We start from the raw sequence: 19,794 nt of genomic DNA, 5'->3' as shown, positions 1-19,794 counted from the left end.
CCCGCCTCGCTTCGCAGCGCCATCCGGTGGCGCCGCCAACGGCCCCTTCGTCTAGCGGTTAGGACGCGGCCCTTTCACGGCTGAAACACGGGTTCGATTCCCGTAGGGGTCACCATCTTGCAGGCGGGCGTTCGATCGCCGGGCCTCGATGCTGTGCAGTTGCATGTTTTCCGCGCTAACCCGTAGTTTACCGTGATTGACCTTGATGGGTCTTAGGGTGCAACATTGCTGTCATGAAAAAGGCAGAGGGTGCATTGCTGACCATCAGTGAACTGGCTGATGAATTGGGCCTGCCCCAGCATATATTGCGCTATTGGGAAACGCGTTTCCCGCAACTGCGCCCGCTCCAGCGTTCCGGCAATCGCCGCTACTACCGTCCCGCCGACGTGGCGCTGGCCCGTCGCATCCATGATCTGCTCAACATCGAAGGCTTCACTGTGAAGGGCGCGCAGAAGATGCTGGTCGATGGCAATGGGACCGTATCGCCGGATGTGCCGGAGCCAGGGACGCACGATGATCTGCTGGCGCGGCTGGAGGGCATACGCGACCAACTGGCCCGCGCCATTCGCCTATAATTGCCGCGCGTAGATCAGGTCGCGGAACGGCACGTCGCCAACCATGAAGGTCAGCGATCCCACCTCAACGAAATCATGCCGCGCATAGAAGCGCCGCGCCCGGTCATTTTGGGGATAGACGGCCAGTAGCAGGCGGCTGGCCCCGCGCCGCCGGGCTTCCTGCGCAACCAGGTCCATGATCGTATCGCCATGCCCGCCACCCTGCCAGCCCGACAGCAGATAGAGCCGCTTCAATTCCCGGTCGCAGGCCGGATCGGTCGCGATCGGCAGGTCAGGCGGCGTGATCATCGCATAGCCCACCGGCGCGCCAAATGGTGTCTCGCCAATCAGGACGGTCTGCTCAGGATCGGCCAGTGCGGCCTCATAATAAGGGATGCCATGGGCGGTGCGGATATGACTGACCAGCGCCGCGCCGGGATGGTCGTGGGCGAAGCTGGACAGGAAGGTCGCCCCGCCAAGGATGGAAAGCGCAGGGCCATCGTCGGCCCCCGCGACGCGCCAGATTATGGGCGTCATGGCCGCCAGCCCCGTCAGCGCGTCCCCGGACCCAGCGCCGGGTCCAGATCGCGCGGGCGGGTGAAGCTGACCAGCGTGGCGATATTCTCCCGCGCCTCGCTCCAGCGGTCGACTTTGAGGTCCAGCACCGCGATGCTGGCGGTCGGGAACTTGACCTCCACATCCTCGCGCAGAGGATTGGCGCCATCGTCGGGGACGAGATCGAGGATCAACTCCTCCAGCCCCGGATTATGCCCGGCCAGCAGGGCGCTGTCGGTGCTTTCGGGCAGGTCGCGGATGACATCGAACAATGTCGGGGAGGAGGCGAGATAGATGCGCCTGTCCCAACGCGCGTCGAGCGATTCGCCAAAGCCGGTGAAAAATGTCTCCAGCGTCTGCACCACCCGCACCGCGGGCGACGCCACCAGCATGTCGAACTGCATCTGCCGCTGGGCGGCAAACTGGCCCATCAACAGCGCCGCCTTCTCGCCCCGATGATTCAAGGGCCGGTCGAAGTCGCGGGCCACCGGATCGTCCCAGTCGGACTTGGCGTGGCGCAACAGGGTCAGCCGCTTCATTCTCTCTCCAGATGGCTGTGGCCGGATTCGTGTCCCTGATGCCCTAAGGACGCAGTTTCGCCAAGGGTTTCGCGTCGCGAAGCGACACTGACCGCTATGATCGCTTCGTCCAGCGTCACCCGGCGGATCGGCGTGCCGGGCGGAAAGGCGCTGAGCAAGCGACTGGGCATGGCGGCCGACAGGATGACGAAACAGCCCTTGTCCTCGGCCCGGCGGATCAGGCGGCCGAACGCCTGCGCCAGCCGCGCACGAATCAGCCGGTCGTCATAGGCATTGCCGCCATTGGCCAGCCGCCGCGCGGCGTGCAGCACCGTCGGCTTGGACCATGGCACCCCCTCCATCACCACCAGGCGCAGCGAATGGCCGGGCACGTCCACGCCGTCGCGCAGCGCGTCCGTCCCCAACAGCGAAGCGCGCGGATCGTCGCGAAAAATATCGACCAGCGTGCCCGTGTCGATCGGATCGACATGCTGGGCGTAGAGCGGCAGCCCCGCGCGCGCCAGCCGGTCGGCGATGCGGGCATGGACGGCGCGCAATCGCCGGATAGCGGTGAACAGCCCCAGCGTGCCACCGCCCGCCGCTTCGATCAGGCGGCCATAGGCGCCCGACAAGGCGGCGAGATCGCCCCGCTTGATGTCGGTGACGATCAGCACTTGCGCGCGCGCGGCATAATCGAACGGGCTGCCGGCCTCGAACCGTCCGGCGCCGTGGGGCAGGTGGACAGCGCCGCTGCGGCTTTCCGCGTCGCTCCAGTCACCCCCGCCTTTCAGCGTCGCGGAGGTGACGATCACACCCTGTGCGGGCTTCAATACGGTTTCGGCAAGCGGTCGGCTGGGGTCCAGCCAGTGGCGGTGGATGCCAATGTCATATTCCCGCCCCTCGACCCGGTCGACCGTCATCCAGTCGACATAGTCGGGGTCGGCCGGACCGCCGATCCGCGCCAGCAGCGCCAGCCATGCGCTGATCAGGTCGCGCCGCCAGCCGAGCGAGGCCACCGCCCCCTCGATTCGCGCTCGCGCCGCGCCGTCCAGCCAGTCGGGTGCATCCTCGATCACTGCCTCCAGCCGTCGCGACAGGTGCGTCAGCGGGCGCAGCAAAGCATCGAGCGCCAGCGCGGCCTCCTGCGCCGCCTCGACCAGCGGACCATCCGGGGCGGCCAGTTCGGTCTCCAGTCCATAGCCTGCATCGGCCTCGCCCGTGTCCGCGGCACGCGCAAAGACAGTGCCGCGCACGGCCGTAAAGAGGGCTTCAAGCGGTCCGAACGGCTCATCGGCCACGACGCGCTTCAGCCATTCGTCGGCGGGCAGGGCCAGCGCCGCGTCGGTGGCGGCGCGGATCGCCTCTCCGCCCTCCACATCATAGCTGGCAAGGTCGGACAGGCGCGCCGACAGGCCGCGCCGTCGCCCGCGCGATCCGCCCTCCGGCCCCATGATCCAGCGGCGCAGCTCGATCGCCTCCTGTCCCGACAAGGCGACGGAAAAGGTCGAATCGGCAGCGTCAAACAGATGATGGCCTTCGTCAAAGACGATCCGCTGGGGTCGCTGGCCGGTTTCGCGGCCGCGCGCCGCGTTGATCATCACCAGCGCATGATTGGCGATGACGATGTCGGCATCGGCGGACGCGCGGGCCGACCGCTCGATGAAGCATTTGCGATAATGCGGGCAGCCGGCATAGATGCATTCGCCGCGCCGGTCGGTCAGCGCGGTGGAGCCGTTGCGGCGGAACAGGGTGGGCAGCCAGCCGGGCAGGTCGCCGCCGACCATATCCCCATCCTTGCTGAAAGCCGCCCAGCGCGCGACCAGTTGCGCCAATATCGCGGCCCGGCCGCTAAAGCCCCCCTGCAACGCATCTTCCAGATTGAGCAGGCAGAGATAATTTTCCCGCCCCTTGCGGACCACCACCCGCCTGGCCGCGACCGCCGCGTCGGGAAACAGCCGCAGTGATTCGCGGTCAAGCTGGCGTTGCAGCGCCTTGGTATAGGTGGATACCCACACCGTCCCCTGCGCTTGCGCCGCCCAGAGCGAGGCGGGCGCAAGATACCCCAATGTCTTGCCAATGCCGGTGCCCGCTTCCGCCAGCAGCATGTTGGGCTGGTCGCGGTGCGCGCGCGGGCGGAACGGGCCGATCGCGGCGGTGGCATAGGCGCGCTGGCCCGGACGCGCCTCCGCTCCGGCGCCGGTCAGCGTGTCGAGCCGGTCCAGCACCTGCGCCTCGTCCAGCATCACGGTGCGCGGGGCAGGGCGGGGCTGCGCTTCCTCCCATTCGGGCAATTTGGAAAACAGCCAGCGCTCGGCCTCACGCGGCTTGGCGATGCGCGGCGCGACCAGCGGCGACCAGGGCCAGCGCAGCCGGTGCAGCGTCTGCGCCGACGTCCAAGCGCCTTCCCGCTCACGCCAGTCCGGCGATTCGAGCCGGTCGAGCAGGGCCTGCGTCGCATTCTGGAGCAAGGCGGGAATGTCCGCTTCCGCGCCCGGTACCGGCAGGCCAAGCGCTTGCGCCAGCCCCTTGGGCGTGGGGACAAGGAAGCGGGCAGGGTGGAGAAACGCCCAAAGTTCCAGCAGGTCCAGGCCGTTTAGATCGGGATAGCCCAGGCGCTGGCCGGTCAGCGGCGCATTGAGCAGCAGCACCGGCGTTTCTGCCGCGCGACCGATAGCCTGCCCCTTGGCCAGACCTTGCGTCCGACCGCCTTCGCGCAACCAGATGCCGCCATGACTGGCGTGGAGGGCTGGCAGGGATGCTGGATCGATCACCCGCCCCGTTTAAGCGAGCGGGAACAAAAGGAAAACCTGTTTCAGCTGGTCCGGCGGCCAAAACCGCCACCGCCGGTGGCCGCGGCCATAATGCGGGCGCGCGGCTGGAAGGCGACGGGCGTGCGCCGCGCCGCGCGGGCCAGTTCCAGCTGGTCGTACAGCGGACCTTCGTTCAACTCATAGGGGAAGCGAATGCCCATGCGGTCTTCTTCGGACCAGCGCACGGTGCCAAAGGTGATGTGGCCGTCCAGATCGATCTGGCACGATGAACCGGCAGGCAGGGTGCAGCCGACCACTTGCGCGCCGCCTTCGCTCAGGTCGACGATCGTGCCTTCCAGGCTGTCGAGTACGGTCGTGACGACGATGGCGATGTCGACCACGATGCGTTCGCGGGTGCGCAAGATCTGCATGATGCCTCCAGAAGCCTGATTATCCCTCGATAGGGTTAATGAAGCTCTAATATGCGAACGGTTCTTAACGCAGATTTGCCCGCAAAGAGCGTTTCTTTTCGGCCTGTCCGGAGCTAGGGGCATGTCATGACCGCGACCGATCTATTCCGCACCGCCGCCCTGGCGGCCAAGGCCTGGCCCTATGAAGAAGCGCGCAAGCTGCTCAAGCGCTATCCCGATGGCGCGCCGGACAAAGGCCATATCCTGTTTGAAACCGGCTATGGACCATCGGGCCTGCCGCATATCGGCACGTTCAACGAAGTGCTGCGCACGACGATGGTCCGCAACGCCTATCACGCCCTGTCGGATATTCCCACGCGCCTGGTGGCGTTCAGCGACGATATGGACGGGCTGCGCAAGGTGCCTGACAATGTGCCCAATCAGGCGATGCTGACGCAGCATCTGGGCAAGCCGCTGACGCAGGTGCCCGATCCGTTCGAAAAGTTCGAAAGCTTCGCCCATCACAATAATGCGATGCTGCGCGAATTTCTCGACCGCTTCGGCTTCGACTATGAATTCGTCTCCGCGACCGAACGCTATCGGGCCGGGGCGTTTGACGACGCGCTCAAGCAAGTGCTGCGGCGGTATCAGTTGATCATGGACATCATGCTGCCCACCCTGCGCAAGGAACGGCAGGCGACCTATTCGCCAGTCCTGCCCATTTCGCCCAAGAGCGGTATCGTCCTTCAGGTGCCGGTGGAAGTCGTCGACGCCGAAGCCGGGATCGTCCGTTTCGAGGATGAAGGCGAAATGGTCGAACAGTCGATCCTGTCGGGTGGCGCAAAGCTGCAATGGAAGGTCGACTGGGCGATGCGCTGGTATGCGCTGGGCGTCGACTATGAAATGGCGGGCAAGGATCTGATCGATTCGGTCACGCAATCGTCGAAGATTTGCCGCGCGCTTGGTGCCCGGCCGCCCGAGGGCTTCAACTATGAGATGTTCCTCGACGAAAAGGGCGAGAAAATCTCCAAGTCCAAGGGCAATGGCCTGAGCCTTGAGCAATGGCTGACATACGGTCCGCAAGAGAGCCTGGCCTTCTACGCCTATCGCGAACCCAAAAAGGCCAAGCAGTTGCACATGGGCGTCATCCCGCGCGCGGTTGACGAATATTGGCAGTTCCGGGGCAATTATCCTGGTCAGCCGGTCGAACAGCAATTGGGTAATCCGGTCCATCATGTTCATGACGGCAAGCTGCCCGAAGGCCGGTTGCCGGTGACCTTTGGCCTGTTGCTCAATCTGGTCGGCGTCATGGGCGATGCCAGCCGCGATCAGGTGTGGGGCTATCTCACCAATTATGTCGCGGATGCCTCGCCGGAAACCTATCCTGATCTTGACGCGCTGATTGGCCATGCTCTGGCCTATCATCGCGATTTCGTGGCTCCCACCCTCCAGCGCCGCGCGCCCGACGCCAATGAGGCTGCGGCCTTGCGCAGGCTGGACGCGGAACTCGCTGCTCTGCCTGCCGACGCTTCAGCGGAGGACATCCAGAATATCGTCTATGCCATCGGCAAGGATGAGGCGTTCGGTTTTGCCGAATTGCGGGACTGGTTCAAGGCGCTGTACCAGACGCTGCTGGGCGCGGACCAAGGGCCGCGCATGGGCAGTTTCATCGCGCTTTATGGTATCGATAACAGTCGGAAGCTGATTGGTCAGGCGCTGGCAGCCTGAATCGGCGGATTTTACCGGAAAAGCGGAACTTTTCGGGCAGGCGCGCGTTCTGCGCAACGGTCCACCCCCCTTTCGGACTGATGGTGCGTTCTGCGTGCCATCGGCCGCGCTTGTCTGGCAACGGGCGGCGCGGCCAAGTTGGGCGGAAATACAATGAAAACGGCCCCGGACATCGCTGTCCGGGGCCGTTTCCCCATGGGCTGGCCTCTTACCAGAAGAAGCCGCGATGCACCTGGATCACGCGCCCATTGCGGACATTGACCAGCAGCACATCATTATAATGGCGTACCCAGCGCTGGTTCACGCCCGGACGGGGCAGGCGATAGCGATAGGGGTCGGCGATATAATAGCGCGAGTTGTAATAGGCCGGGCGTAGACGGACGCCGACATTCCACTGGTTGTAACGGAACGGCGCGCGCCAGTTGCCGCCGCGATACACGTCGCGGTGCGAGCGGCGATAGTCGCGCCAATCCTCACGAACTTCCTGGCGGGCCTGACGGACATCGCGGCGTTCATCGCGCACGTCGCGACGATCGCCATAACGCTGGGCCTGGCGCAATTCCTGCTTTTCTTCACGCAGATTGCGTTCGCTGCGGCGCACTTCGCCATAGGACTGTGCGGACGCGACACTAGGCGCGACCGTGGCGGCCAGCAGGCCCAGAATGATCAGTTTACGCATAGCATATCTCCTATTTCCTTGGCGGCTGAACCCTGTCCGGCTGGACCGGGTTCCCTGTCGCCAACACAGGGAGATATGGCGCAGCGCGCCTGAACGGCCTGAAAATGAAGCTGTCAGTTTTCAGTCATTTATGTCGCAAAGTGTATCGCTGGGGATGTTCGACAATGCGTGGCAGGGCGCATATCGACGCCGCACCGGCCCTTTCCCGCGCGCATGGGCGAAGGCCCATTCTCAAACAGATCTCGGCGTCCAGGGCCGTTCGCGAAACCATTTGGTGACGACATATTTGGTGCCCTGTTCGACTGGCCGGGCGGCGTGCAGACTGAAATTGTTGGGCGCGCCGTCAGCATCCATATTGTTCCAGATCAGGATCATCCCCTCGACCGGCGGCACCATGAATTCGCAATGGGGAAAATGCGTCTCGCCCCCCGCCTCGACCGGGGAAAGATAGATCATGGTCGTCCAGCTGCGCTGCCCGCCGGTGACACGCATCGCCGGCCAATAGTTGGCTGTGACCGGAAAATAATCGCAATGCAGCCGATATTCCTGGCCGCTGGTATAGCGCTGCCCCTGCAATGTTTCCCCATGATCCGCAGGCAGGCCGGTGAGCGCGCATATACGGTCGCTGATCGCCTTGACCAGCGGATCGAAGGGATCGAGATTGCAACTGTGGCTGGTCCGGTAATCGGCGTTCGCGCTGCCCGAAAACAGGGTCGAAGGCTGCGCGCCCGCATCGATAATGGCGCGCAGATCGGCGCATTCTTCGGGGCTGAGGAAATCCTGCCGCCCATAGATGGCGAGATGGGGCGACTCGATCCGGCTGACCATCGGGTTGCGCTCCAGCCGGGCCTGCACCTGCGCCCCGATCGCCGCGCGGGCGGAGGAGGCGATGCCGCCATCATCGTCACTGTCTGTCATTCCGTCACACTGCCACAGCGGCCGGTACCATGAAAAGACCCCGGCGTGTCACCGCACCGGGGCCAGTATTCCTGAAGGCCACTTCAGGGAGCGCGATTACCAGAAAAAGTCATGGATCACGTCGACGACATAGCCGTCCCGAATGTCCACCAGCAGCGCATCGTCATAATAGCGAATCCAGCGCAGCGTGCCGTAAGCGGGCGGCAGGCGATAGGCATAAGGGTCGTTCAGCCAATAGCTGTTGGAATAGAGCAGGCTGCTCAGCACGATACCCACAGAGAAACGGCGATAGCCATAGTCCCAGCCACGCGGCGCGTAGTAGCGACCCAGACGGTACTGATTGCCATAGCGGTTGCGATAGCTGTTCCAGTCATAGCGCCTGTCCTGCCGCCAGCCCTGATTCCAGCGCTGCTGGTTGCTCCAGCGGGTGCGATCGTCATAGCGGCGGCCATTGTTCCAGTTGCCCACCACGCCCCGATTGTCGTTCCAGCGCCGGTCATCGCGCCGATCCTGGCGATAATCCCGCCGGTCGTCGCGGCGATCGTTGCGCCAGTCCTGGCGATCGGCGCGTTGGTCCTGACGATAATCCTGCCAGTCATTGCGGCGATCGCCACGCCGGTCCTGCCGCGCATCCTGTCGATCCGGCGCGGACACTACTGCTGAGCTGCCGGGATTCCGCCACGGGCGGTCGGCGCGGGGCTGCTGTACGGGGGCCTGGGGCGCCGGTGTCTGCGCAACCGCGCGGTTCTGTCGCTGTTGCCAGCGCTGCGCCTGCTGCCCTTCGCCGCCCATCGGGCGCTGCCCATTGCCGCGCCACTGATACGCTTGACGGTCACCGCCGCCACGTTCTGCACGATCGCCGCGATTGCCACGGCCATTCTCATTGCTCTGGGCATAAGCGGGGGCGACACCGCTGAGCAGCGTTGCGGCCATGAGTCCCGTCAGCATCATCTTCCTGAACATCATCGTGACTTTCTTTGCGCGGGAACCTCCTGTCCCCTCATGCCGCCTTTCTAGGGCGCGCGCGATGTCGCAAGTCTGAACCTGTCCGTCAGCCATTTGAAAGAATCGCGGGACGTAATGAACCCAAATCCCGCCTCGCGCGTTATTTCGTTTTCGTATCGGTCTGTCCGCTAAAAACGGCCGGACCCGGATCAAATGCTGATCCAGATCAGTGCAGGGTGCTTGCCCCCTCTATAGGACTGCCGAGTGAATAAATCTCCCCATGTCAGCGGCGTCCGTCAGGCCCTGCGCGAAGCTACCAGCGACAGTCATAGCCATGTTGATGGCCTATTTTCAGCCTATCGGCTTGATTCAGAAAGCGATTATGCTGCGTTCCTGACGGCCCATGCCCGCGCGCTGGGCGCGCTTGAATCGGTTGCGCGCCCCGAATCGCCACGCCTGCCCATGATCGCGGCGGATCTCGCGGCGATGGATATGGCCATGCCTGCGCCCCTTTCGCTCGCCGATCCCGATCGCGATGGCTATCGCTGGGGGCTGCTTTATGCGCTGGAAGGGTCGCGGCTGGGTGGCGCGATGCTCGCGCGCCGGGTCGCGCCCGGCCTGCCGCATGCCTATCTGTCCGCCGTCCATGGCAAGGGCGGTTGGGTCGCGTTTCAGCAGGCGCTCGATCGGGCAGCCGCTGACGGGGGCGAAGACTGGCTGGACGACGCCGTGCAGGGCGCGCAGGCCGCCTTCGCCCTTTTTGCCGCCGCAACCCGCGCTGAACTGGCCACTGCCCATGGCTGATGGCGGCGGTACAGGCGCGGACTTCGCCGTTAATCTGACCAATTGCGATCGGGAACCGATCCATGTGCTGGGCACGGTTCAACCTTTCGGTTTCCTGATCGCGCTGACAGCCGACTGGCTCGTCTCGCGCGTATCGGCCAACAGCGCTGCCTTCATTGGCCTGTCCCCGGACGACATGCTGGGCAAGCCGGTCAGCGACCTGCTGGATGCCGATGCCATCCATGCGCTGCGCAACCGCATCACCCTGCTGCGCGGCGCCGACTCGGTGGAACGCATCTTCTCCCTGCCGCTGATGTCTGGCGGCGCGCCGTTCGATGTCGCCGTCCATTTTTCCGGTCCGCTGGTGGTGATAGAGGCCGAACCCGCCAGCGCCGACGAGATGGAAGCGAGCAGCACCGTTCGCTCCATGGTCGCGCGGCTGGCGCAGGCCGATGGCATGACGGCTTTCCTGCGCGATGGTGCGCGACAGGTGCGGGCGCTGACCGGCTTTGACCGGGTGATGGTCTATCGCTTCGCCGATGGCGGCGATGGCGAAGTCGTGGCCGAAGCGCTGCGGCCCGGCATCGACAGTTTCTTTGGCCTGCATTACCCCGCCTCCGACATTCCGGTGCAGGCACGCGCGCTCTATCTGCGCAACATTTTCCGGGTGATCGCCGATGTTCATGCGCAGCCCGTGCCGATCGTCCCGACGCTTGATCCGACCGGCGCGGCGCTCGACATGTCGCTCTGCCTCACGCGCGCGGTATCACCCATCCATATCGAATATCTGCGCAACATGGGGGTGGGGGCGTCGCTCTCCATCTCCATCATCGTCGAAGGGCGGCTATGGGGGCTGTTCGCCTGCCACCACTACGCCCCGCGCCTGCCGACCTTTGCCCAGCGCAGCGCGGCGGAACTGTTCGGCCAGATATTCTCGATGATGCTGGAAAGCCGCGAACGCGCGGAGACAGCCGACTATGAGGGCAAGGCGAGACAGGTTGCCGACCGGCTCATGTCGGCCGTGGCGCAGGATCATGACCTGCTGTCCAACGCGCGCTGGCTGGGCGACATCATCTTCGACACGATTCCGGCCGATGGCGTTGGTGTCTATATTGACGGGCAGATCAGCCTGTCGGGGCTGACCCCTGACACGGCGGCGTTCGCCGGCATCGTCTCCATGCTCAACCGCGTCGCCGCCAGTCAGGTCTATACGACTGATGCGCTCGGCCGCGTCCTGCCCGAAGCGGCCGCCTATGCCGATCGCGCCTCCGGACTGCTCGCCATTCCGCTGTCGCGCCGACCGCGCGACTATGTGGTGTTGTTCCGTGCCGAACAGTTGCGCGCGGTGCGCTGGGCAGGCAATCAGGACAAGCATATCGAATATGGCCCCAACGGCCCGCGGCTCACCCCGCGCAAAAGTTTCGAGGAATGGTCGGAACTGGTGAAGGGAACGGCATTGCCTTTCGTCCCCGCGCAATTGCGCGTCGCCGAAGCCCTGCGCACAGCCCTGCTGGAGGTCGTGCTGCGCCTGTCCGATTCAGCGGATGCGGAACGGCAGCGCGCGCATGAGAAGCAGGAATTGCTGATCGCGGAACTCAATCACCGGGTCCGCAACATATTGGCGCTGATTCGCGGGCTTTTGTCCCAGACGCGCAGCAGCGCCGTGTCGGTAGAGGATTTCATCGGCACGCTGGAAAGCCGCATCCACGCGCTGGCCCGCGCCCACGACCAGATCACTGCCGACCGCTGGAGTCCCGCACGCCTCTACGACTTGATAGAGGTTGAGGCGGGCGTGTATCTGGGTGAACGGCGCGACCGGGTCCGGCTGTCTGGTCCCAATGTGCTGCTGACGCCTGGCTGCTTCACGGTCATGGCGCTGGTGATCCACGAAATGCTGACCAATGCCGCCAAATATGGCGCGCTGTCGGACAATGGCACCGTGACGATCGACTGGCGCGTGGATCAGGATGGCAGCCTGCTGATCGACTGGCGCGAAAGTGGCGGTCCGGCGGTGGTCGCGCCCACGCGGCGGGGTTTTGGATCGACCGTGATCGAGCGATCCATCCCCTATGATCTGGATGGCCGCGCCGAAATCCACTACCGGCTGGCCGGGCTGGAGGCGCATTTCTGCATCCCTTCCACCCATGTCGTGTCGGTGCTGCCCGACGTCGTCGGCACGGATCGTTCGCGCCCCGTCGTTGCCGTGACGCCTGCATTGCTCAAGGGGCGTCACGTCCTGCTGGTGGAAGATAATATGATCATCGCCATGGACGGGGAGGACGCCCTGCGCGATCTGGGCGCGGATGTGACGACCGCCGCCACCACCGCCCGCGCGCGCGAAGCCCTTCAACAGCATCCGGTCGATCTGGCGGTGCTCGATTTCAACCTGGGCGCGGAAACCAGCATGCCGGTGGCCGATCTGCTGGCGGAGCAGGGCATCCCTTTCCTGTTTGCGACCGGCTATGGTGACGGACTGGAACTGCCGGATCGCTTCGCCGATGTCACGCTGGTCAAGAAGCCCTATTCGGGCGCGACGCTGGCGCAGGCGATGACGCCGCTGATCGAGGACGCAGCCTAGTCGGGCAGCGCTATGGCTTGGGCGCAGGCGCTGGCCGACCAAGTGCCGGGATCGTACGGGCCGCCTCCTCCGGGGTGATGCCCGGCGGCGGCGCGGCGGCGCCCTGATCGCCTGTGCCCGTATCTTCGCCCCGCATGATCCGCCCGGCCCGGCGGATCGCGCCGCGCAGCCGGGGATAGATGCCGCACCGGCAGATATTGGTGATCGCCGCGTCAATTTCCGCGTCGCTTGGATCATTGGTCCGGCGCAGCAGCACCGACGCCGCCATGATCATGCCGGGGATGCAATAGCCGCATTGCGACACATTGTCGGCGGCGAACGCCTGTTGCAGGGGATGACCGCGATCGGGCGACAGCGCCTCGATCGTGGTGACGAAACGCCCTTCGGTCTTGCCGATCGTCACTTGGCAGGAGCGTACCGCTTCCCCGTCTATATCCACCGTGCAGGCGCCACAGTCGCCCGTGCCGCAGCCATATTTGGTGCCGGTCAGGTTCGATGCGTCGCGCAGCGCCCATAGCAGCGGCGTGTCCGGGTCCATGCGATACTGGACTGGCCGGTCATTGACGGTGAAGCGCGTCATTCGGCGTCCGGCTCTTCCATCTCGGCCTTATGGTACAGGACTTCGTTGCGGACATGGATGATCTTCGACCCCAGCCGGATCTCCTGAATGAAGGTCGCAAAGCCGCCTGCCTGCAACAGCATCGCCAGGCTGAACAATATGGCGATCGGCGTCCCCAGATGGGCGTCGAACAAATTGCCCGCAAACAGCAGGATGACGACCAGACAGACGGCGCAGGCGGACGCAACCGACAGGAAGATCGCCATATTGACGACGCTCATTCGCTGGTCGAGGACGCGGATTTCATGCACCAGCCGGTCATGCTCGCGTCCGCGCGTGGTCAGGATCGCCGCCTCCACCGTCCGCGCCCGGTCGATGATCCGCGCCAGCCGGCTGACGGAGACATTCAGGAACGCGCCGATCCCGGCGAGCAGGAACACCGGGGCAAGCGCCAGCTGGATCGTCTGAGAGACCAGCGAAACCTGGGGAAGGGGGATCATGGCGCGACTGCGATCGTCAAGCCGCGCCCTTGGCTGGCGTATTGACGCCCATCGACTGAAGATATTTCTTCACGTTGCGGGCCGCCTGCCGCAGCCGCTGTTCATTTTCCACCATGGCGATGCGGACATAGCCTTCGCCATCCTCGCCATAGCCGACGCCCGGCGCAACTGCGACCTTGGCATGGGTCAGCAATTGCTTGGAAAATTCCAGGCTGCCCATATCCTTCAGCGCAGGCGGCAACGGCGCCCAGGCGAACATGGACGCGGGTGGGGCGGGGATGTCCCATCCGGCGCGGCCAAAGCTTTCGACCAGCACGTCGCGGCGCTTGTGGTACAGTTCGCGATTCTTCTGCACGATATCCTGCGGCCCGTTGAGCGCGGCGCAGGCCGCCGCCTGGATCGGCGTGAACGCGCCATAGTCGAGATAGGATTTCACCCGGCTCATCGCCGCGATCAGTTGCTTGTTGCCGACCGCAAAGCCGATCCGCCAGCCCGCCATCGAATAGGTCTTGCTGAGCGAGGTGAACTCGATGGCAATGTCCTTCGCGCCGGGCACCTGCAGGATGGACGGCGTCGGGTTGCCGTCATAATAAAGTTCGGAATAGGCAAGGTCGGACAAGACCCACACCTTATTCTCCTTCGCCCAGGCGACCAGTCGCTCGTAAAAGGCCAGGTCCACCGTCTCGGCGGTCGGGTTGGATGGATAATTGACCACCAGGATCGACGGGCGCGGCACGGTGAAGGCCATGGCGCGGTCGAGCGAGCGGAAATAATTGTCGTCCGGAGTCGTCGGCACCGACCGGATGGTCGCGCCCGCCAGGATGAAGCCGAACATATGGATCGGATAGCTAGGGTTGGGGGCCAGCACGACATCGCCCGGCGCCGTGATCGCGGTGGCCAGGCTCGCCAGACCTTCCTTGGATCCCATGGTCACGACGACCTCGGTTTCCGGGTCGACATCCACGCCGAAGCGGCGGCCATAATAGTTGGCCTGCGCCTTGCGGAGGCCCGGAATCCCCTTCGACTGGGAATAGCCATGGGCGTCGGGCTTGCGCGCTACCTCGACCAGCTTGTCGATGACATGGGACGGCGGCGGCAGATCGGGATTGCCCATGCCCAGGTCGATAATATCCTCTCCCGCCGCGCGCGCGGCCGCCCGCATCGCGTTCACTTCGGCGATGACATAGGGGGGCAGGCGTTTCATGCGGTAGAATTCTTCGGACATTTTGGGGGCTTTCCTGAAAGCGCTCGGTAGGGAATAGTGCGTGTCGCGCCGTTGCCGCGTCACAATCTGGCTATAACCGGCCAGCTTGCGCCGCGCCAGAAAAAGCGATGCGATGAAACGATGCCAGGAACAGGAGAGTGGCCATGGATAAAGCCGACATCATGGAGCCGCATCTGCCTACGCTGGAACAGATGCAGCAATGGACCCACGCAATTGGTCAGGCCCAGCAACTGATGCTGGAACAGGCGGCGGGCGCTGCGGGCCAGACGCTCCCCTTTTCGCCCGAAACGGTGGCGCGTATCCAGACGAGTTTCGCTGACGAAGGGCTGGCGATGTGGCAGCGCTTCATCGATTCAGGCGGTATGTTCCGCGACAAGCCCGAACCCGTGCCCGCCGACAGCCCGGCCGCGCGCAAGGACCGCCGCTTTGCCGATCCCGCCTGGACCCAGCACCCCTTTTACGACCTGATCCGGCAAAGCTATCTGCTCGTTTCGGACTATATGCTGCAACTGGCCGATGCCGTTGACGGTGTCGATCCCAAGCAGAAGGCGAAGCTGCGCTTTGCGACCAGCGGCATGCTCGATGCGCTTTCGCCCTCCAATTTCCCGCTGACCAACCCGACCGTGGTGGAAAAGACGATCGAGAGCGGTGGCGAAAATCTGGTCAAGGGCTTGCAGCATATGCTGGCCGATCTGGAAAAGGGGCAGCTGACCCATACCGACGGCACCCAGTTTGAACTGGGCGTCAATATCGCCGCGACGCCTGGCAAGGTCATCCATGAAACCCCGCTCTACCAACTTATCCATTATGCGCCTTCCACGCCGGATGTGCTGGCGACGCCGCTCATCATCTTCCCGCCATGGATCAACCGCTTCTATATCCTCGACCTCAGCCCGCAGAAAAGCTTTGTCAAATGGGCGGTGGATCAGGGGATCAGCGTGTTTCTGGTCTCCTGGAAATCCGCCGACGCATCGATGAAGGATCTGATCTGGGACGATTATATCCTGCGCGGCCAGATCGACGCGATCGATACGGTGCGCGATCTGCTGGGCGTGCCGAGCGTACATACGATCGGCTATTGCGTCGCGGGCACCACGCTGGCGGCAACGCTGGCGCTGCTGGCCGCGCGCGGGGAAGGGGGCAAGGTGGCGAGCGCGACCTTCTTCACCGCCCAGGTCGATTTCAGCCGGGCAGGCGACCTGACCCTGTTCATCGATGATGAACAGATGAAGCTGGTCGACCAATTGTCATCGCAGGGGTTTCTGGACGGGCGCTATATGGCGCTCACCTTCAACCTGCTGCGCGGTCGCGACTTGATCTGGAACTATGTCGTCAACAATTATCTGTTGGGGCAGGATTATCCGCCGTTCGACCTGCTCTACTGGAATGGCGACACGACCAATCTGCCCGCCCGCTGGCACCGGGATTATCTCACCCAGCTCTATCGCGACAATCTGCTGGTGGTGCCCGGCGCCATCACGGTAGACGGCACGCCGATCGATCTCACGAAAGTCACGACGCCCGCTTATGTGCAGGCGGGGAAAGAGGATCATATCGCGCCGCTGGAAAGCGTGTGGAAGCTTACCGAAAATCTGTCCGGGCCGGTCCGCTTCCTGCTGGCAGGGTCGGGGCATATCGCCGGGGTCATCAATCCTCCGGCGGCGCAGAAATATCAATATTGGGCGTGCGAGGATAGCCAGCCGACGCTCGACGCCTTCCTGACCGCGGCGCAGGAAAACAAGGGCAGCTGGTGGCCCGACTGGCGCGCCTGGATCGAACGACTCGATCCGCAGACCGTCCCGGTCAAAGGGGCGCGTGTGCCGGGCAAGGGCCGGCTGAAGGCGGTGGAAGATGCGCCCGGACGCTATGTAAAAGCGCGGTAATCGCGCTTTTTCCAGCCCTTGGATCGCCTCCTCCGCCCTGCTGCGTGACGCTTTTGTTGCAGCGCACAATAAGCCTTGCAATCACATGGCAAAGCGACTATTGTGCACTGCAACAAATGGAGGAAAGTCCATGGCCGTAACACCCAAGACCGGACGCAGCGCCCCGCGCGCTAAAAGCGCATCGACGACCTTGTCGGCCAGCGAAGCGCTCAAGGCTGCCGAAGCGGCGATTGCCCCCGCACCCAAGAAAGCGCCCCCGCGTAAGGCGGCGGCGTCCAGCGTGAAAGCAATCGACGCCAATCCCGCTGCCGTTGTTGCAGCGACGACCGCCGTCGACGCGCCGCCGCTTCCGGAACCGGTTGCCGAACCAGAGGCACAGGCGCCCGTAGACGCCACGCCGCCTGAGGCTCCGGCCGAACCCGAAATGACCAAGAGCTTGCCCGAGCAGGCCGAACCGTTCGCACTCAAGACGCTGTCCGCCATAGAAGGAACCAAAACGATGAACGACGTAATCGAAACCGGCAAGAAGTTCGCTGAAGACGCCAAGGCGAAGCTGGAAACCGTTTATGCCGACATGAACGAAAAGGCGAAGGCCAGCGTCGAAAAGTCGACCAAGGCCATCGAAGAATTCAGCGACATCGCCAAGGGCAATGTCGAAGCGATGGTCGAATCCGGCAAGATCGCAGCCAAGGGCATGGAAACCCTGGGCCAGGAAGCTGTCGACTACAGCCGCAAGAGCTTTGAAAAGGCGACCGCCTCTTTCAAGTCCTTCGCGACCGTCAAGACCCCGACCGAATTCTTCCAGCTGCAAAGCCAGATGTTTTCGAGCAGCTTTGACGATTTCACCAAGGAAGCCGCCAAGAGCAGCGAAGCGATGATGAAGCTGGCCAGCGATGTTGCCAGCCCGCTGACCGCCCGCGTGACCGTGGTGACCGACAAGGTGAAGTCGCTCGCTGCCTAAGCGATCGGACGAACAGCATCAGGGCGCGCTCTCCCTATCGGGGGGGGCGCCCTTTTTGCCGTCTGCAAAATTGATGGTTACCATCGCATCCAGCCATGGCGGCCCCTTGCCATGGGCCGGCAAATTGCCATATCCTCGACCATCATGACCAGCATTTTGACAGCATCTATGATCCCCGCGACGATGACGGGGGAGGATCGGGACGATCCAGGCGATGGCACCGGTCCCAGCGTCGGCATCGCCACGCGCACCCGGACCCGCACGAAAAAGCCGTCTCTCTACAAAGTGCTCATGCTCAACGACGATTACACGCCGATGGAATTCGTCGTGCACGTCCTCCAGCAATTTTTCCGCATGGATATGGAGCAGGCGACTCGCGTGATGCTGCATGTTCACCAGCGCGGCGTGGGCGTGTGCGGGATTTTCAGCTATGAAGTGGCCGAAACCAAGGTCAATCAGGTGATGGATTTCGCCCGTCAGAACCAGCATCCGCTGCAATGCACGCTGGAAAAGGCCTGATCGCCGACCTACGCCTAATTTACCGTAAAATTCGATCAGTCAGCATGTTTTAATCAATTTCTCTGGAACCTGAGCGCCGCTTATCCTTTCATCATTCGCAATATGAGGATGATGACCATGGCCGATAAGCCCATAATGACGACCAGCGGCGGCGCGCCGATCGCTGATAATCAGAACAGCCTGAGCGCTGGCCCGCGCGGCCCCCTGCTGTTGCAGGACTATCAGCTGCTGGAAAAGCTGGCCCACCAGAATCGCGAACGCATCCCCGAACGTGTCGTCCATGCCAAGGGCTGGGGCGCCCATGGCACGCTGACCATCACCGGCGACATCAGCAAATATACCAAGGCGAAGGTGCTGCAACCGGGCGCGCAAACGCCGATGATCCTGCGCTTTTCGACCGTCGCTGGCGAAGCGGGCGCGGCCGACGCCGAGCGCGACGTGCGTGGCTTTGCGATGAAATTCTACACGCCCGAAGGCAATTGGGATCTGGTCGGCAACAATACCCCGGTCTTTTTCGTGCGCGATCCGCTGAAATTCCCCGATTTCATTCATACGCAAAAGCGCCACCCGCGCACCAATCTGCGTTCGCCCACGGCGATGTGGGATTTCTGGTCGCTCAGCCCGGAATCGCTGCATCAGGTGACGATCCTGATGTCCGATCGCGGTCTGCCGACGGACGTGCGCCACATCAACGGCTATGGCAGCCACACCTTCAGCCTGATCAACGACGCCAATGAGCGTTTCTGGGTCAAATTCCACTTCAAGACGATGCAGGGCCACAAGCATTGGACCAATGAGGAAGCGGCGCAGGTCGTGGGCCGCACCCGTGAATCGACGCAGGAGGATTTGTTCGAGGCGATCGAGCGCGGCGAGTTTCCGAAGTGGAAGGTCCAGGTGCAGATCATGCCCGAACTGGATGCCGACAAGACGCCCTACAATCCGTTCGACCTGACCAAGGTGTGGCCGCATGCGGACTATCCGCCGATCGACATTGGCGTGATGGAGCTGAACCGCAACGCGGACAATTATTTCGCGGAAATCGAGCAACTGGCGATGTCGCCGTCGAACATCGTGCCGGGCATCGGCTTTTCGCCCGACAAGATGCTTCAGGCGCGAATCTTCAGCTATGCCGACGCCCATCGCCACCGCATCGGCACCCATTATGAGGCATTGCCGGTCAATGCCCCCAAATGCCCGGTGCATCATTATCACAAGGATGGGGCGATGCGCTTCACCCCCAACAACCCCAATCCGGCGGCCTATTATGAGCCGAACAGCTTTGGCGGGCCGGTCGAGGACAATAAGTTTCTGGAGCCGCCGCTGCGGATTTCGGGTGATGCAGACCGTTGGAACCACAGGGAGGGCAATGACGATTTCAGCCAGCCCCGCGCCTTGTTCGAACTGTTCGATGCGGGCGAGAAGGACCGGCTGTTCGCCAATATCGCCGCTGCCATGGGCGACATTCCCGACTTTATCGAGGAACGCCAGTGCAAGCTGTTTGACGCCGTCCATCCCGATTATGGGGCCGGCGTGCGGGCTGCGCGCGCGAAGATCAAGGATCGCAACCCGTCCATCTCGGCGCCAACCGATGAATTGCTGTCCGACGCATCGGCCTGACGGCGCGGCCAGATTTGCATGACGATCGACCCCGGCGCCTGACACGCGCCGGGGTTTTTGCATCGTTATTACAGGGGCTTTCCCCGCTCGCGGGCATTCATGGTGAGCAAAT

At 63.5% G+C, this 19,794-nt stretch carries 18 protein-coding genes and 1 tRNA gene; 9 read left to right on the top strand and 10 right to left on the bottom strand.

From position 1 onward, the window contains the following. Positions 1–40 precede the first annotated feature (40 nt). Positions 41–115, top strand: a tRNA-Glu gene (locus tag AC07X9_RS10370). A 118-nt stretch (positions 116–233) separates the two neighbouring features. Then, positions 234–575, top strand: a complete 342-nt coding sequence (locus AC07X9_RS10365) for a MerR family transcriptional regulator (RefSeq protein WP_017181507.1) — start codon at positions 234–236, stop codon at positions 573–575. Here AC07X9_RS10365 and AC07X9_RS10360 read toward each other — a convergent pair. Genes AC07X9_RS10360 through AC07X9_RS10345 form a run of 4 tightly spaced genes read right to left on the bottom strand, consistent with a single transcriptional unit; the run spans position 570 to position 4,808 of the window. Then, positions 570–1,091 (bottom strand): GNAT family N-acetyltransferase, encoded by a 522-nt coding sequence (locus tag AC07X9_RS10360; RefSeq protein ID WP_017181506.1) that lies wholly within the window; start codon positions 1,089–1,091, stop codon positions 570–572. The genes AC07X9_RS10365 and AC07X9_RS10360 overlap by 6 nt on opposite strands. Positions 1,092–1,105: 14 nt before the next feature. Then, positions 1,106–1,648, bottom strand: a complete 543-nt coding sequence (locus AC07X9_RS10355; RefSeq protein WP_017181505.1) for a SixA phosphatase family protein — start codon at positions 1,646–1,648, stop codon at positions 1,106–1,108. Further along, a complete protein-coding gene (locus AC07X9_RS10350; protein WP_017181504.1) occupies positions 1,645–4,398 on the bottom strand; it encodes an ATP-dependent DNA helicase in 2,754 nt (917 codons plus the stop codon). Before AC07X9_RS10350 ends, AC07X9_RS10355 begins: the two co-directional genes overlap by 4 nt. Before the next feature lie 41 nt (positions 4,399–4,439). After that, on the bottom strand, positions 4,440–4,808 hold the full coding sequence (locus AC07X9_RS10345; protein ID WP_017181503.1) for a PilZ domain-containing protein: 369 nt from the start codon (positions 4,806–4,808) through the stop codon (positions 4,440–4,442). A gap of 126 nt (positions 4,809–4,934) precedes the next feature. Here AC07X9_RS10345 and AC07X9_RS10340 point away from each other — a divergent pair, with 126 nt between their 5' ends. Beyond that, positions 4,935–6,515 (top strand): lysine--tRNA ligase, encoded by a 1,581-nt coding sequence (locus AC07X9_RS10340; RefSeq protein ID WP_017181502.1) that lies wholly within the window; start codon positions 4,935–4,937, stop codon positions 6,513–6,515. A 208-nt stretch (positions 6,516–6,723) separates the two neighbouring features. On the opposite strand, the gene AC07X9_RS10335 is transcribed toward AC07X9_RS10340, so the two are convergent. The 3 genes from AC07X9_RS10335 to AC07X9_RS10325 form a co-directional block, all read right to left on the bottom strand. After that, positions 6,724–7,194 (bottom strand): RcnB family protein, encoded by a 471-nt coding sequence (locus AC07X9_RS10335; protein ID WP_017181501.1) that lies wholly within the window; start codon positions 7,192–7,194, stop codon positions 6,724–6,726. 231 nt (positions 7,195–7,425) lie between these two features. After that, a complete protein-coding gene (locus tag AC07X9_RS10330; protein ID WP_017181500.1) occupies positions 7,426–8,112 on the bottom strand; it encodes a 2OG-Fe(II) oxygenase in 687 nt (228 codons plus the stop codon). A 96-nt stretch (positions 8,113–8,208) separates the two neighbouring features. Continuing rightward, positions 8,209–9,078, bottom strand: a complete 870-nt coding sequence (locus AC07X9_RS10325) for an RcnB family protein (RefSeq protein WP_017181499.1) — start codon at positions 9,076–9,078, stop codon at positions 8,209–8,211. A gap of 243 nt (positions 9,079–9,321) precedes the next feature. Between AC07X9_RS10325 and AC07X9_RS10320 the strand changes: the two genes are divergently transcribed. Together AC07X9_RS10320 and AC07X9_RS10315 are read left to right on the top strand one after the other, a co-directional pair. Continuing rightward, positions 9,322–9,861, top strand: coding sequence for a biliverdin-producing heme oxygenase (locus AC07X9_RS10320; protein ID WP_017181498.1), 540 nt, complete (start codon positions 9,322–9,324; stop codon positions 9,859–9,861). Further along, positions 9,854–12,418, top strand: a complete 2,565-nt coding sequence (locus AC07X9_RS10315) for an HWE histidine kinase domain-containing protein (protein ID WP_017181497.1) — start codon at positions 9,854–9,856, stop codon at positions 12,416–12,418. Before AC07X9_RS10320 ends, AC07X9_RS10315 begins: the two co-directional genes overlap by 8 nt. A gap of 10 nt (positions 12,419–12,428) precedes the next feature. Here the strand turns inward: AC07X9_RS10315 and AC07X9_RS10310 are convergent, their stop codons facing one another. The 3 genes from AC07X9_RS10310 to AC07X9_RS10300 are packed head-to-tail and all read right to left on the bottom strand — an operon-like array spanning position 12,429 to position 14,702. Next, positions 12,429–12,998, bottom strand: coding sequence for a (2Fe-2S)-binding protein (locus AC07X9_RS10310; protein ID WP_017181496.1), 570 nt, complete (start codon positions 12,996–12,998; stop codon positions 12,429–12,431). Beyond that, positions 12,995–13,477: a DUF2721 domain-containing protein gene (locus tag AC07X9_RS10305; RefSeq protein ID WP_017181495.1), complete on the bottom strand. Its 483-nt coding sequence runs from the start codon at positions 13,475–13,477 to the stop codon at positions 12,995–12,997. The genes AC07X9_RS10310 and AC07X9_RS10305 overlap by 4 nt, the downstream gene beginning before the upstream one ends. A gap of 16 nt (positions 13,478–13,493) precedes the next feature. Further along, positions 13,494–14,702, bottom strand: a complete 1,209-nt coding sequence (locus tag AC07X9_RS10300) for an LL-diaminopimelate aminotransferase (RefSeq protein ID WP_017181494.1) — start codon at positions 14,700–14,702, stop codon at positions 13,494–13,496. A gap of 143 nt (positions 14,703–14,845) precedes the next feature. Between AC07X9_RS10300 and AC07X9_RS10295 the strand changes: the two genes are divergently transcribed. The 4 genes from AC07X9_RS10295 to AC07X9_RS10280 all read left to right on the top strand — a co-directional run bounded on the left by AC07X9_RS10295 (position 14,846) and on the right by AC07X9_RS10280 (position 19,682). Continuing rightward, positions 14,846–16,585 carry a PHA/PHB synthase family protein gene (locus AC07X9_RS10295; RefSeq protein WP_017181493.1) on the top strand — a complete coding sequence of 580 codons (1,740 nt, stop codon included), beginning with the start codon at positions 14,846–14,848 and terminating at the stop codon, positions 16,583–16,585. A 130-nt stretch (positions 16,586–16,715) separates the two neighbouring features. Next, positions 16,716–17,546: a phasin family protein gene (locus AC07X9_RS10290; RefSeq protein ID WP_017181492.1), complete on the top strand. Its 831-nt coding sequence runs from the start codon at positions 16,716–16,718 to the stop codon at positions 17,544–17,546. Positions 17,547–17,657: 111 nt separating this feature from the next. Then, positions 17,658–18,065, top strand: a complete 408-nt coding sequence (gene clpS, locus AC07X9_RS10285; protein WP_017181491.1) for an ATP-dependent Clp protease adapter ClpS — start codon at positions 17,658–17,660, stop codon at positions 18,063–18,065. 117 nt (positions 18,066–18,182) lie between these two features. Beyond that, a complete protein-coding gene (locus tag AC07X9_RS10280) occupies positions 18,183–19,682 on the top strand; it encodes a catalase (RefSeq protein ID WP_086485966.1) in 1,500 nt (499 codons plus the stop codon). Positions 19,683–19,794: the final 112 nt, after the last annotated feature.

It is taken from the genome of Sphingobium sp. GW456-12-10-14-TSB1, from assembly GCF_059424385.1.
This window is presented reverse-complemented; position numbering and strand designations above follow the sequence as displayed.

Bases quoted from the DNA above. Each gene is read 5' to 3' on its own strand.
- AC07X9_RS10310 (WP_017181496.1), bottom strand. From the start codon at position 12,998: ATGACGCGCTTCACCGTCAATGACCGGCCAGTCCAGTATCGCATGGAC.
- AC07X9_RS10300 (WP_017181494.1), bottom strand. From the start codon at position 14,702: ATGTCCGAAGAATTCTACCGCATGAAACGCCTGCCCCCCTATGTCATC.
- AC07X9_RS10295 (WP_017181493.1), top strand. From the start codon at position 14,846: ATGGATAAAGCCGACATCATGGAGCCGCATCTGCCTACGCTGGAACAG.
- AC07X9_RS10315 (WP_017181497.1), top strand. From the start codon at position 9,854: ATGGCTGATGGCGGCGGTACAGGCGCGGACTTCGCCGTTAATCTGACC.
- AC07X9_RS10355 (WP_017181505.1), bottom strand. From the start codon at position 1,648: ATGAAGCGGCTGACCCTGTTGCGCCACGCCAAGTCCGACTGGGACGAT.
- clpS (WP_017181491.1), top strand. From the start codon at position 17,658: ATGGGCCGGCAAATTGCCATATCCTCGACCATCATGACCAGCATTTTG.
- AC07X9_RS10290 (WP_017181492.1), top strand. From the start codon at position 16,716: ATGGCCGTAACACCCAAGACCGGACGCAGCGCCCCGCGCGCTAAAAGC.
- AC07X9_RS10330 (WP_017181500.1), bottom strand. From the start codon at position 8,112: ATGACAGACAGTGACGATGATGGCGGCATCGCCTCCTCCGCCCGCGCG.
- AC07X9_RS10340 (WP_017181502.1), top strand. From the start codon at position 4,935: ATGACCGCGACCGATCTATTCCGCACCGCCGCCCTGGCGGCCAAGGCC.
- AC07X9_RS10360 (WP_017181506.1), bottom strand. From the start codon at position 1,091: ATGACGCCCATAATCTGGCGCGTCGCGGGGGCCGACGATGGCCCTGCG.
- AC07X9_RS10335 (WP_017181501.1), bottom strand. From the start codon at position 7,194: ATGCGTAAACTGATCATTCTGGGCCTGCTGGCCGCCACGGTCGCGCCT.
- AC07X9_RS10345 (WP_017181503.1), bottom strand. From the start codon at position 4,808: ATGCAGATCTTGCGCACCCGCGAACGCATCGTGGTCGACATCGCCATC.
- AC07X9_RS10305 (WP_017181495.1), bottom strand. From the start codon at position 13,477: ATGATCCCCCTTCCCCAGGTTTCGCTGGTCTCTCAGACGATCCAGCTG.
- AC07X9_RS10325 (WP_017181499.1), bottom strand. From the start codon at position 9,078: ATGATGTTCAGGAAGATGATGCTGACGGGACTCATGGCCGCAACGCTG.
- AC07X9_RS10365 (WP_017181507.1), top strand. From the start codon at position 234: ATGAAAAAGGCAGAGGGTGCATTGCTGACCATCAGTGAACTGGCTGAT.
- AC07X9_RS10280 (WP_086485966.1), top strand. From the start codon at position 18,183: ATGGCCGATAAGCCCATAATGACGACCAGCGGCGGCGCGCCGATCGCT.